This window comes from Streptomyces sp. NPDC052496 (assembly GCF_040679095.1).
In the GTDB taxonomy this organism is placed as follows: domain Bacteria; phylum Actinomycetota; class Actinomycetes; order Streptomycetales; family Streptomycetaceae; genus Streptomyces.
The window spans coordinates 1-13,560 of record NZ_JBFAUH010000018.1 but is presented as its reverse complement, the minus strand read 5'-3'; the positions used below and the strand labels follow the sequence as shown (position 1 = coordinate 13,560).

General features: G+C 69.4%; 8 protein-coding genes. 4 read left to right on the top strand and 4 right to left on the bottom strand.

All coding sequences use genetic code 11. The features are described from left to right. Positions 1 to 32: 32 nt before the first annotated feature. The 4 genes from AB0L45_RS23490 to AB0L45_RS23475 all read right to left on the bottom strand — a co-directional run bounded on the left by AB0L45_RS23490 (position 33) and on the right by AB0L45_RS23475 (position 5,040). Positions 33 to 1,643, bottom strand: a complete 1,611-nt coding sequence (locus tag AB0L45_RS23490; RefSeq protein ID WP_365842937.1) for a glycerol-3-phosphate dehydrogenase/oxidase — start codon at positions 1,641 to 1,643, stop codon at positions 33 to 35. A 2-nt stretch (positions 1,644 to 1,645) separates the two neighbouring features. Further along, entirely contained in the window at positions 1,646 to 3,208 is a 1,563-nt protein-coding gene (gene glpK, locus AB0L45_RS23485) for a glycerol kinase GlpK (protein ID WP_365842935.1), read from the bottom strand. Positions 3,209 to 3,251: 43 nt separating this feature from the next. Further along, the gene (locus AB0L45_RS23480; protein WP_365842933.1) at positions 3,252 to 4,040 is read right to left on the bottom strand and encodes an MIP/aquaporin family protein; all 789 of its coding nucleotides are present in this window, start codon (positions 4,038 to 4,040) and stop codon (positions 3,252 to 3,254) included. Positions 4,041 to 4,266: 226 nt separating this feature from the next. Next, positions 4,267 to 5,040, bottom strand: coding sequence for an IclR family transcriptional regulator (locus AB0L45_RS23475; RefSeq protein ID WP_365842931.1), 774 nt, complete (start codon positions 5,038 to 5,040; stop codon positions 4,267 to 4,269). Between the two features lie 338 nt (positions 5,041 to 5,378). Here AB0L45_RS23475 and metH point away from each other — a divergent pair, with 338 nt between their 5' ends. From metH to AB0L45_RS23455, 4 genes are all read left to right on the top strand, one after another. After that, positions 5,379 to 8,888 carry a methionine synthase gene (gene metH / locus AB0L45_RS23470; protein WP_365842929.1) on the top strand — a complete coding sequence of 1,170 codons (3,510 nt, stop codon included), beginning with the start codon at positions 5,379 to 5,381 and terminating at the stop codon, positions 8,886 to 8,888. Positions 8,889 to 9,066: 178 nt separating this feature from the next. Beyond that, the gene (locus AB0L45_RS23465; protein ID WP_365842927.1) at positions 9,067 to 9,780 is read left to right on the top strand and encodes an HAD family phosphatase; all 714 of its coding nucleotides are present in this window, start codon (positions 9,067 to 9,069) and stop codon (positions 9,778 to 9,780) included. Positions 9,781 to 10,141: 361 nt separating this feature from the next. Then, entirely contained in the window at positions 10,142 to 11,752 is a 1,611-nt protein-coding gene (locus AB0L45_RS23460) for an ABC transporter substrate-binding protein (protein ID WP_365842925.1), read from the top strand. Between the two features lie 173 nt (positions 11,753 to 11,925). Next, positions 11,926 to 13,515 (top strand): ABC transporter substrate-binding protein, encoded by a 1,590-nt coding sequence (locus AB0L45_RS23455; protein WP_365842923.1) that lies wholly within the window; start codon positions 11,926 to 11,928, stop codon positions 13,513 to 13,515. Positions 13,516 to 13,560 lie beyond the last annotated feature (45 nt).

The window sequence follows — 13,560 nt, the reverse complement described above, 5'->3', positions numbered from 1 at the left end:
CCGCCCTCAGGTCAGCGGTGCGTCACAGCGCGTCAGCCGCGCTGCTCCAGTATCGCCTTGGTCCGGGCGCGGACGTCCTCGGTGTCCAGGCCGCGGATGGTCAGCGTGGTGCGGCGGCGCAGCACGTCGTCGACCGTCTCCGCCCACTCGTGGTCGCGGGCGTAGACGACCTGGGCCCAGATCTCCGGCGCGTCCGGGTGGATGCGCTCGGCCAGCGCCGCGTCGTCGTTGGCCAGCCGCGCGATGTCGAAGGACAGCGAACCGTAGTGGGTGGCCAGGTGACGGGCGGTCTCCGGCGCCATGCGCGGGCCGGGGGCCGAACCGTCGACCAGCAGCCGGTGGGCGACCGCGTTGGGGTTGGCGATACCCGGCAGCGGCAGCTTCTTCGGCAGGTGCGAGATCGGCTCCATGTCCTCGGCCAGCGGCTGGCCGGGCAGCGCCGCCAGCTTGTTCATGACCGTACGGCCGATGTGGCGGAACGTCGTCCACTTGCCGCCCGCGACGGAGAGCATGCCGCCCGCGCCCTCGGTCACGACCGTCTCGCGCTTGGCCTTGGAGGTGTCGCCGGGGCCGCCCGGCAGCACCCGCAGGCCCGCGAAGGAGTACGTGATCAGGTCACGCGAGAGCTGCTGGTCGCGGACGGAGAAGGCCGCCTCGTCCAGGATCTGCGCGGTGTCCTTCTCGGTGACGCGGACGTCCGCCGGGTCGCCCTCGTACTCCTCGTCGGTGGTGCCGAGCAGCAGCATGTCCTCCCAGGGGAGGGCGAAGGTGATGCGGTACTTGTCGATGGGGGTCGCCAGCGCGGCCTTCCAGGGGGAGGTGCGCTTGAGGACCAGGTGCGCGCCCTTGGACAGGCGGATGGAGGGCGCCGCGTTCGGGTTCTCCATCTTGCGCAGGTGGTCGACCCAGGGGCCGGTCGCGTTCAGGACCAGGCGCGCGTTGACACCGAACTCGGTGCCGTCCGTGCCGTCCTTCAGCTCGGCACCGGTGACCCGGCCCTGCGTGAAGCGCAGCCCGGTGACCTCGGCGTGGTTGAGGACCGTGGCGCCGGCCTCGACGGCCGCGCGGACCGTCATCAGCGCCATCCGCGCGTCGTTCATCTGGTCGTCGCCGTACACGGCCACGGCCTTGAGGTTGTCCGTGCGCAGCTCCGGCACGTCGCGCTGGGCCTTGGCCGGGCTGATGACGTGACCGACACCGTCACCGAAGGCGGACAGCGCGGAGTAGGCGAAGACGCCCGCGCCGAGCTTGGCCGCGCCGTGCGGGCCGCCCTTGTAGACCGGCAGGTAGAAGGTCAGCGGGTTGGCGAGGTGGGGGGCCACCTCACGCGAGACCGCACGGCGCTCGAAGTGGTTCTCCGCCACCAGCTTGACCGCACCGGTCTGCAGGTAGCGCAGACCGCCGTGCAGCAGCTTGGAGGAGGCGGAGGAGGTGGCGCCGGCGAAGTCGCCGGCGTCCACCAGCGCAACCCGCAGCCCCGACTGCGCGGCGTGCCAGGCAGTGGAGATGCCCAGGATGCCGCCGCCGATCACCAGGAGGTCGTACGTCGCCTTGGAAAGCTGCTCCCGAGTCTCGGCGCGGCTCTGGGTCGAACCGTCGGCCGGGTGCGTCCCGAGGGCCGGGACGCTCTGCAGGGTGCTCATGATTACTCCTCGTCCTCGATCCAGCCCATGGTCCGCTCGACGGCCTTGAGCCAGCTCTTGTACTCGCGGTCGCGGGTGTCCGCGTCCATGCGGGGGGTCCACTCGGCGGCCCGGCGCCAGTTGGCGCGCAGCGCGTCGGTGTCCGGCCAGAAGCCGACGGCCAGTCCGGCGGCGTAGGCGGCGCCGAGGCAGGTCGTCTCGGCCACCATCGGGCGCACCACGGGGGCGTCCAGGAAGTCCGAGATGGTCTGCATCAGCAGGTTGTTGGAGGTCATCCCGCCGTCGACCTTCAGCGCGGTCAGGTCGACGCCGGAGTCCTTGGTCATGGCGTCGGTGATCTCGCGGGTCTGCCAGGCGGTGGCCTCGAGGACGGCGCGGGCGATGTGCGCCTTGGTGACGTAACGGGTCAGGCCCGCGATCACGCCGCGCGCGTCCGAGCGCCAGTAGGGGGCGAACAGGCCGGAGAAGGCCGGGACGAAGTACGCGCCGCCGTTGTCCTCGACGGTGCTGGCCAGCGTCTCGATCTCGGCGGCCGAGTTGATCAGGCCCATCTGGTCGCGCATCCACTGCACCAGCGAACCGGTGACGGCGATCGAGCCCTCCAGGGCGTACACCGGCTTCTGGTCACCGATGCGGTAGCCGACCGTGGTCAGCAGCCCGTTGTAGGAGTTGACGGGCTCGTCACCGGTGTTCATCAGCATGAAGGTGCCGGTGCCGTACGTGGACTTGGCCTCGCCCTTGTCGTAGCAGGTCTGGCCGAACAGCGCGGCCTGCTGGTCGCCCAGTGCCGAGGCGACCGGCACACCGGCCAGCGCGCCCGCGGCCGCGGTGCCGTACACCTCGGCCGACGAGCGGATCTCCGGCAGCACCGCGGCCGGGATGTCGATGGAGTGCAGGATCTTCTCGTCCCACTCCAGCCTGCGCAGGTTCATCAGCAGGGTGCGCGAGGCGTTGGTGACGTCGGTGACGTGCACGCCGCCCTCGGTGCCGCCGGTCAGGTTCCAGATGACCCAGGAGTCCATGGTGCCGAAGAGGATGTCGCCGGCCTCGGCGCGCTCGCGCAGGCCCTCGACGTTGTCCAGCAGCCAGCGGATCTTCGGGCCGGCGAAGTACGAGGCCAGCGGCAGGCCGGTCTCGCGGCGGAAGCGGTCCTTGCCGACGTTGCGGCCCAGCTCGCGGCAGAGCCCGTCGGTACGGGTGTCCTGCCAGACGATGGCGTTGTGCACCGGCTCACCGGTGTTCTTGTCCCACATCAGCGTGGTCTCGCGCTGATTGGTGATGCCGATCGCCTTGACGTCCTTGGCGGTGATGCCGGCCTTCTCGACGGCACCGGCCACGACCTGCTGGACGTTCTCCCAGATCTCCTTGGCGTCGTGCTCGACCCAGCCCGGCTTGGGGAAGATCTGTTCGTGCTCCTTCTGGTCGACCGAGACGATCCGGCCGTCCTTGTCGAACACGATGCAGCGGCTGGACGTGGTGCCCTGGTCGATGGCCGCAATGAACGGGCCGTGGCCGTGGGAGGAAGCGCCGTGGCCGTGGGAGGCGGTGCTGTGGTTGTCGCTCATTTGGTGTCTGTGCTCCAAAAGTCTTCGGTGCGGGCGGCGCGGCTCAGGCGAACGCGATGTTGTAGATACCACCGGCGATCGCGCCGCCGATCAGCGGACCGGCGACCGGGATCCAGGCGTAGCCCCAGTCCGACCCGCCCTTGTTCGGCAGCGGAAGCAGCGCATGGACGATACGCGGACCGAGGTCGCGGACCGGGTTGATCGCGTAGCCGGTCGGGCCGCCCAGCGACAGACCGATGCCGACGACCACGAATGCGGTCAGCAGCGCACCGATGACTCCGACGCCCTTGCCGTTGTCACTGAGGCCCTGGGTGAGGATCGCCAGCACGAGCACGGTGGTGGCGATGACCTCGGTGGTCAGGTTCTGCACCGCGTTGCGGATCTCGGGTCCGGTGGAGAAGACACCGAGAACCGGGCCGGCCTTGGGGGCCGCCGCCTTGTCGACCATGCCTTCCTGCCCGCTCTGCTCGCCCACGATCTCCGGGTCGGTCAGGTGGGCCCGGAAGTGGCCGTAGTACGTGAGCCACACCAGCACCGCGCCGATCATGGCGCCGAGCAGCTGGGAGGCGAGGTACACCGGTACGTCGCCCCACGGCGTGCCGCCCTTGACGGCCAGTCCCACGGTGACCGCCGGGTTGAGGTGGGCGCCGGACTTCGTCGCGATGTACGCGCCGGTCAGCACGGCGAAACCCCACCCGAAGGTGATGGCCACCCATCCCGAGTTGTACGCCTTCGAGCGCTTCAGCGTGACGGCGGCGCAGACGCCACCGCCCAGCAGGATCAGAACAGCGGTACCGATGGTCTCGCTGATGAAGATGTCGGAGCTGGACACCCGCGACTCCTTTGTCCTTCGTCCAGGGGAAGGCGGACCCCGGGGTCCTCCGGGGGTCCGCGCCCTCCGAGAGGGCGTTGGTCGGCCTCCGGCACTGTCCACCATAACCAATATTGTCGTTTGGTGTTCGACAATGCCGACCGACGAACGGCAGTTTTCTTCACACGTAGCACCCCGTCAAGGGTTCTGTGACTGAAAACTTAGGTGAACATATGGGGCGGAAGGCTCAGAATCGCCCGGCACCGAGGTCTCGGGAGACCGCACGTGCGCAATCCCTCACAGCGGCGACGATTTCCGGCCGCAGCTCACCGGGCTCGCCGTCCCGGCAGACCCGCTCCACCGCACCGGTCACCCCCACCGCGCCGACCGGCATCCGGCGCCGGTCGTGGATGGGCGCGGCCACCGACGCCACGCCCTCCCAGGTCTCCTCCACGTCCGCCGCCCAGCCCCGCGCCCGGGTGAGGTCCAGCACGCCCTCCAGCTCCTCCAGCGCGGTCACCGTGCGCGGCGTGAACGCCTGCCGCTCGGCCTCCGCCGCCTCGCTGTGCGCCACCGGGTCGTACGCCGTCAGCACCTTGCCCAGCGCCGTGCTGTGCAGCGGGTGCATCGCGCCGACCTCCAGCACCTGACGGCTGTCGTCGGGCCGGAAGACGTGGTGCACGATCAGCACGCCCTGCTGGTGCAGCACGCCCAGGTAGACGCTCTCGCCGCTGGACCGCGCCAGGTCGTCCGTCCACACGAGCGCGCGGGCACGCAGCTCGTGCACGTCCAGGTAGCTGTTGCCCAGGCGCAGCAGCTCGGCGCCCAGCTGGTAGCGGCCGGACGCCGGGTCCTGCTCGACGAAACCCTCCTGCTGGAGGGTGCGCAGGATGCCGTGCGCGGTGCCCTTGGCCAGGCCCAGCGCGGAGGAGATGTCGGAGAGGCCCAGCCGGCGCTCACCGCCGGCCAGCAGCCGCAGCATCGCGGCGGCACGTTCCAGCGACTGGATGTTCCGTGCCATCGGGCAACCTCCGGGTGAAGCGGTGAAGCGGGTGACATGGTGCGGTGGACAGCAGCGCCGGCCGGCCCAGAAGAGCGGTTCGGCAATGCTGAACGATATCGGTGAATGCCGACCCTGTGGCAGTCGACCGATACCTGTCAATGATCTTGACCGGGTCCGGCGCCGTCCCCGCCCGGCGCCGGTACGGCCCCGGCCCCGCCGCGGTTCCGGCACGACTCCGGGGAGTCCACGCCCTGGGACACCCGGGCCACCGGCAGCCACGCCCGCTACCCTGACCGGGTGCGCCTTCTACCGGAAGACGCAAAGCCGACAGCCGTCGCAACCAGGGGAGCACCTCCATGGCCTCGTACACGCCATCGTCCGCCAGCACATCCCGCACCACGGCACTGCGCGAGGCACTCGCCTCCCGCGTCGTGGTGGCCGACGGGGCGATGGGCACGATGCTCCAGGCTCAGGACCCGACGATGGAGGACTTCCAGCAGCTGGAGGGCTGCAACGAGATCCTGAACATCACCCGTCCGGACATCGTCCGTTCGGTCCACGAGGAGTACTTCGCGGTCGGGGTCGACTGCGTCGAGACCAACACCTTCGGCGCCAATCACGCCGCGCTCGCCGAGTACGACATCCCCGAGCGGGTCTTCGAACTGTCCGAGGCGGGCGCCCGCATCGCCCGCGAGGTCGCCGACGAGTTCACCGCCTCCACCGGACAGCAGCGCTGGGTACTGGGCTCCATGGGCCCCGGCACCAAGCTGCCCACCCTCGGCCACGTCGATTACGCCACCCTGCGCGACGCCTACCAGAAGAACGCCGAAGGCATGATCGCAGGCGGCGCCGACGCCCTGCTGGTCGAGACCACCCAGGACCTGCTCCAGACCAAGGCCGCCGTCCTCGGCGCCCGCCGCGCCCTGGACGCCACCGGCACCGACCTGCCGGTGATCTGCTCGGTGACGGTGGAGACCACCGGCACCATGCTGCTCGGCTCGGAGATCGGCGCCGCGCTGACCGCGCTGGAGCCGCTGGGCATCGACATGATCGGCCTGAACTGCGCCACCGGCCCCGCCGAGATGAGCGAGCACCTGCGCTACCTGGCGCGCCACGCCCGCGTACCGCTGTCCTGCATGCCCAACGCCGGTCTGCCCGTCCTCGGCAAGGACGGCGCCCACTACCCGCTGACCCCGGCCGAGCTGGCCGACGCCCAGGAGACCTTCGTCGGCGAGTACGGGCTCTCGCTCGTGGGCGGCTGCTGCGGCACCACGCCGGAGCATCTGCGCCAGGTCGTCGAGCGGGTACGGGGCACCGCCCCCACCGAGCGCAGCCCGCGCCCCGAGCCCGGCGCCGCCTCCCTCTACCAGACCGTCCCGTTCCGGCAGGACACCTCGTACCTGGCCATCGGTGAGCGCACCAACGCCAACGGGTCGAAGAAGTTCCGCGAGGCCATGCTGGAGGGCCGCTGGGACGACTGCGTGGAGATGGCCCGCGACCAGATCCGCGAGGGCGCCCACCTGCTGGACCTGTGCGTGGACTACGTCGGCCGGGACGGCGTCGCCGACATGCGCGAGCTGGCCGGCCGCTTCGCCACCGCCTCCACCCTGCCCATCGTGCTGGACTCCACCGAGGTGGACGTCATCCAGGCCGGACTGGAGAAGCTCGGCGGCCGCGCGGTCATCAACTCCGTCAACTACGAGGACGGGGACGGGCCCGAGTCGCGGTTCGCCCGGGTCGCCGCGCTGGCCCGCGAGCACGGCGCCGCGCTGATGGCCCTGACCATCGACGAGAACGGCCAGGCCCGTACCGCCGAGCACAAGGTCGCCATCGCCGAGCGGATCATCGAGGACCTGACCGGCAACTGGGGCATCCGCGAGTCGGACATCCTCATCGACTGCCTGACCTTCACCATCTGCACCGGTCAGGAGGAGTCCCGCAAGGACGGCGTCAACACCATCGAGGCCATCCGCGAGCTGAAGCGGCGCCGCCCCGACGTCCAGACCACGCTGGGCCTGTCCAACATCTCCTTCGGCCTCAACCCGGCCGCCCGCATCGTGCTCAACTCCGTCTTCCTGGACGAGTGCGTCAAGGCCGGCCTGGACTCCGCGATCGTGCACGCCTCCAAGATCCTGCCGATCGCCCGCCTGGAGGAGGAGCAGGTCAAGGTCGCCCTCGACCTGATCTACGACCGTCGCGAGGAGGGCTACGACCCGCTCCAGAAGCTCCTGGAGCTGTTCGAGGGCGCCACCGCCAAGTCGCTGAAGGCCGGCAAGGCCGAGGAACTGCTCGCCCTGCCCCTGGAGGAGCGCCTCCAGCGCCGCATCATCGACGGCGAGAAGAACGGCCTGGAAGCCGACCTGGACGCGGCGCTCGCCGACCGCCCGGCCCTGGACATCGTCAACGACACCCTGCTCGAAGGCATGAAGGTGGTCGGTGAACTGTTCGGCTCCGGCCAGATGCAGCTGCCGTTCGTGCTCCAGTCGGCCGAGGTCATGAAGACCGCGGTGGCCTACCTGGAGCCGCACATGGAGAAGTCCGATTCCGAGGGCAAGGGCACCATCGTCCTGGCGACGGTGCGCGGCGACGTGCACGACATCGGCAAGAACCTCGTCGACATCATCCTGTCCAACAACGGCTACAACGTCGTCAACCTCGGCATCAAGCAGCCGGTTTCGGCCATCCTGGAAGCCGCCGAGGAGCACCGCGCCGACGTCATCGGCATGTCCGGACTGCTGGTCAAATCCACGGTGATCATGAAGGAGAACCTGGAGGAGCTCAACCAGCGCAAGATGGCGGCAGACTTCCCCGTCATCCTCGGCGGCGCCGCCCTGACCCGCGCCTACGTCGAGCAGGACCTGCACGAGATCTACGAGGGCGAGGTCCGCTACGCCCGCGACGCCTTCGAGGGCCTGCGCCTGATGGACGCCCTGATCGCCGTCAAGCGCGGCGTGCCCGGCGCCACCCTCCCGGAGCTCAAGCAGCGCCGCGTCCCCAAGCGCAACATCGAGATCGCCGAGCCGGAGCAGGAGGAGGGCACCGTCCGCTCCGACGTGGCCACCGACAATCCCGTCCCCACCCCGCCCTTCTGGGGCACCCGCGTCGTCAAGGGCATCCAGCTGGCGGACTACGCGTCCTGGCTGGACGAGGGCGCCCTCTTCAAGGGGCAGTGGGGCCTCAAGCAGGCCCGTACGGGCGACGGACCCTCGTACGAGGAACTGGTCGAGACCGAGGGACGCCCCCGGCTGCGCGGCTGGCTGGACAAGCTCCAGACCGAGAACCTGCTGGAGGCCGCCGTCGTCCACGGCTACTTCCCCTGCTACTCCAAGGGCGACGACCTGATCCTGCTCAACGAGGACGGCACCGAGCGCACCCGCTTCACCTTCCCGCGCCAGCGCCGCGGCCGGCGCCTGTGCCTGGCCGACTTCTTCCGCCCGGAGGAGTCCGGCGAGACCGACGTGGTCGGCCTCCAGGTCGTCACCGTCGGCTCGAAGATCGGCGAGGCCACCGCCGAGCTGTTCGCCTCCGACTCCTACCGCGACTACCTGGAGCTGCACGGCCTGTCCGTCCAGCTCGCCGAAGCACTCGCCGAGTACTGGCACGCCCGCGTCCGCGCCGAGCTGGGCTTCGCCGGGGAGGACCCGGCCGACGTCGAGGACATGTTCGCGCTGAAGTACCGCGGCGCCCGCTTCTCGCTGGGCTACGGTGCCTGCCCCGACCTGGAGGACCGCGCCAAGATCGCGGACCTGCTGCGGCCCGAGCGGATCGGCGTCCAGCTCTCCGAGGAGTTCCAGCTGCACCCCGAGCAGTCCACCGACGCGATCGTCATCCACCACCCGGAGGCGAAGTACTTCAACGCGCGGTAGTACCGGGACGCGGGGTGGCAGCGGGGGCGGGGAGGCCACGGAAGTCCCCGCGGGCACCGCGCGTCTCCCCGCGCGGCCGTACACTGGTCGGTCCGGTAGTGGCCGGTCGCTTTCCCCACGCGGGAGAGCGGCCGGCCCTTTCGTCCCTCCGGGGACGCGCGACTACGGAGGTGCACGGATGACCAGCAGCATCCCCGCGGTAGGAACCCGTACGGCCGACGGCGCCACCCTGCAGGCCGTCTTCCTCGACCTGGACGGCACGCTCGTCGACACCGAGGGCTTCTGGTGGGAGGCGGAGGCCCAGGTCTTCGCCGAGCTGGGCCACGTACTGGACGACCACCACCGCCAGGTCGTCGTCGGCGGCCCGATGACCCGCAGCGCCGCGTACCTGATCGAGGTGACCGGCGCCGACATCGGCCTGGACGAGCTGACCGTGCTGCTCAACGCCCGGTTCGCGGAGCGCATCGCGCGCGGCGTACCGCTGATGCCCGGCGCCCGCCGGCTGCTCGCGGAGCTGTCCGCGCACGGCGTGCCCACCGCCCTGGTCTCCGCCTCGCACCGCACCATCATCGACCGGATGCTGCACTCCCTGGGCCCGGAGCACTTCCGCCTGACGCTGGCCGGCGACGACCTGCCGCGTACGAAGCCGCACCCCGACCCGTACCTGACCGCGGCCGCCCGGCTCGGCGTGGACCCGCGGCGCTGCGCCGTGGTGGAGGACACCGTCACCGGCGTGACGGCGGGGGAGGCGGCCGGCTGCCAGGTCGTCGCGGTGCCGTCGGTGGCTCCGATCGGCCCCGGCCTGGGCCGTACCGTCGTCGGATCGCTGGAAGAAGTGGATCTCCCATTTCTCCGGTCGCTCATCACGGACGGCCGGTACGGCGTGCACTGAGCGTGTCCCCCGAAAACGGAAGAAACTGTAAGGAGTGGCCCGCTCATTTTCCGTGACGAATGCGGCGGCTGAATTCAACCGGGTGATCACGCCAATACCGGAGTGACGTTTCTCACGCGCAGACCCGTCGACAGTGCGGGGTGAGGTCGTTCCGGGGGTGCTTTCTCCTGGTTTCCCTGGGGGTAAGTGTCCGGATTGATGGAGACCCGTACGGTTCGTTCCACCGTCCGGATATCGATCATCGGGCGGCCGTTATCCGGGCGTGATATCCGTTCAACTCTGTTGTGTCCCGGAGGCCCTGGCCGTTCCTACTAATGTCAACGCGAGCAACACCTCTGCGCTGATAAGGAACCTGCCGACGATGAATCGCAAGACCTTGGTGCTGCCGGCCCTGGCCGGTCTGCTCGTCCCCACGCTCGCCGCCTGCGGCAGTTCGGACGGCTCCGGCGAAGGCGGCAAGCCGATCAAGGTCGGCACCACCGCCCAACTGGAGGCCACCAAGGACGCGCCCGCTCCGCTCGACCCCGCGCAGGCGTACGACGTCGACGCGTGGAACGTGCTGCGCGGAACCCTGCAGACCCTCATGCGCCTGCCCCGCACCGGCACCGCGCCGGTGCCCGAGGCCGCCGAGTCCTGCGGATTCCGGGACACCCAGAACGAGCAGTTCCGCTGCAAACTCCGCGACGGACTGAAGTTCTCCAACGGGCACGCCCTGACGTCCGAGGACGTGAAGTTCTCCATCGACCGGATGCTGGCCATCAAGTACGACCGCGGCCCCATCTCCCTGGTGGACAACGTCGACAAGGTGGAGACCCCCAGCGAGACCGAGGTGGTCTTCCACCTCAAGAAGCCGGACGCCACCTTCCCGCAGAAGCTCGCCACCCCGGCAGCGGCCATCGTCGACAGCGAGGTGTACCCGGCCAAGGGCCTCCACAAGGGCTTCGAAATCTCCGGCTCCGGCCCGTACACCGTCAAGGTCGAGCACAGCGGAGGGCGCGTCAGCAAGGCCGTCTTCACCAAGAACCCCGACTACAAGGGCGGGATAGAGGTGAAGAACTCCACCGTCGAGATGAAGTTCTTCGAGGACTCCGACGGCATGGAGAAGGCGCTGCGCAAGGGCGACATCGACCTGATGAACCGCAGCCTGACGCCCGACCAGATCAAGGGCCTGGAGAACGCCCGGGACGAGCACGTCACCCTGCAGGCCGTACCCGGCTCCGAGATCCGCTACCTCGCCTTCAACACCGACGACCCGTCGGTCTCCGACAAGGCCGTCCGGCAGGCCATGGCCCAGCTGGTCAACCGCTCCGCGCTGGTACGCGACGTGTACTCCTACGCCGGCGACCCGCTGTACTCCCTGGTGCCGAAGGGCCTCACCGGCCACATCAACTCCTTCTTCACCAAGTACGGCAACCCGAGCGTCCCCGCCGCCCGCAAGATCCTCCAGCAGGCGCACATCACCACCCCGGTCAAGCTCACCCTCACCTACACCGCCAACCACTACGGCTCCAGCACCGCCAAGGAGTTCAAGGAACTGCAGAGCCAGCTCAACAAGAGCGGCCTGTTCGACGTCCAGATCAAGGGCGTCGACAACTGGCAGCAGTTCCGCAAGGAACAGTCCGAGGGCAAGTACGCCGCCTACGGCATGGGCTGGTTCGCCGACCTCCCCGACGCGGACAACTACATCGCGCCGTTCATCGGCAAGGGGAACTTCCTCAACTCCCCGTACCGCAACAGCAAGATCGAATTCCAGCTGATCCCCGCCACCCGGCAGCAGACCGACCGCAACTCCGCCGCCGACGGCTTCAAGCAGGCCCAGGACATCATCGCGGACGAGGTCCCCATCCTGCCGCTGTGGCAGGGCAAGCAGTACGTCGCCGCCCGCGACGACATCACCGGCGCCGAGTGGGCCCTGAACTCCTCCTCGGCCCTGCAGATCTGGGAACTGGCCCGCGGCGTGAGCAGCAACTGACGACGACCTCCGGCCGGCGCCACCGTCCACCGTGCGCCGGCCGGCTGCCGCACCCCGAGACGGCGCGCACCACCACAACCGATGACGGCACCCCGCCGGCACACCGACACCGGCACCCGCCGGCGCGGAACACACACCGCTGAACCGCCAGGACGACTGTGAGGAACACGCACGTGAGGAAACGCGACCAGTGGATCGCCGCACCGCTGGGGGCAGGGCTCGTCGCCGCCCTGCTCAGCGGCTGCGGATCCGATCAGGGCGGGGACGCCGGGACCGGGCAGCCCGTGGTGATGGGCATGACCGACAAGATCGTGTCCACCGACCCGGCCGCCGGTTACGACCCCGTCTCCTGGCTGCTGTTCAGCAACGTCTTCCAGTCGCTGCTGAGCTTCCCCAAGAACGGCACCACCCCCCAGCCCGAGGCCGCCGACTCCTGCGGCTTCGTCGAAGGCGGCAGCACCGTCTACAAGTGCACCCTCCAGGACGGTCTGAAGTTCAGCAACGGCAACAGCCTGACCTCCGAGGACGTCAAGTTCTCCTTCGACCGGATCAAGCGCATCAACGACAAGCGCGGCCCGGCCGTGATGTTCGCCGGACTGGACAAGGTCGAGGCACCCGACGCCAAGACCGTCGTCTTCCGCCTCAAGTCGCCCGACGCGACCTTCCCCATGAAGATCGCCTCCGGCGCCGGCTCCATCGTCGACCACCGTGAGTACGCGCCCGACAAGCTGCGCACCGATGACAAGGCCGTCGGCTCCGGCGTCTACACCCTCAAGGAGTACGACGCCTCCTCCGAAGCCGTCTTCGGCGTCAACGGCTCCTACAAGGGCCCCGCCGAGGTCAAGAACTCCGGCATGACCATGAAGTTCTTCGACAGCCAGGACAAGCTGAAGAACGCGGTGCAGGACGGCTCCATCGACATCGCCTACCGCGGTCTGGCCATGAAGGACATCGCCTCCCTGGACCAGGCGGCCGACAGCCAGAAGCACGGCACCCAGGTCGTCGAGGGCAAGAGCGCCGAGGTCATGCACCTGGTCTTCAACATGAAGGACCCGGTGGCCGGCAAGCTCGGCGTCCGCAAGGCCGTCGCGTACCTGCTGGACCGTTCCACGCTCGTCCGGGACGTCTACAAGCGTACCGCCGAACCCCTGTACTCGATCGTCCCCGCGGGCATCACCGGCCACAACTCGGCCTTCTTCGCCACCTACGGCGACCGGCCGCAGGCCGACAAGGCCGCCGCCGCCCTGCGCGAGGCCGGCTACAACAACAAGAAGGTGCCGCTCACCCTCTGGGCCACCCCCGTGCGCTACGGCCCCGGCACCGTCCCGGCCTTCCAGGAGATCGCCCAGCAGCTCAACGCCAGCGGCCTCTTCGACGCCAAGGTCAAGAGCGTGCCCACCGAGGAGTTCGAGAAGGGCGTGGACGCCGGCACGTACAGCGCCTACGTCAAGGGCTGGGTGCCCGACTACCCGGACCCCGACAACTTCACCCAGCCGTTCTTCGGCAAGGGCAACGTCCTGCGCAACAACTACGACGCCAAGCGCATCACCGGCAAGCTGCTGCCCGGCACCGCGGGCCAGCCCGACCGGCAGGCGACCAAGACCGCCTTCCGTGAGGTGCAGGACATCGTCGCCGAGGACCTGCCGGTCATACCGGTGTGGCAGGGCAAGCAGTACGCCGTCGCCCGCGAGAACATCGACGGCCTCCAGTGGACCCTGGACGCCTCCACGGTGTTCCGCTTCTGGGAGCTGAAGAAGGGCTGACCCGGCCGCCGCATACGGCAACGGCCCGGTCCGCCGCTCCCCGGG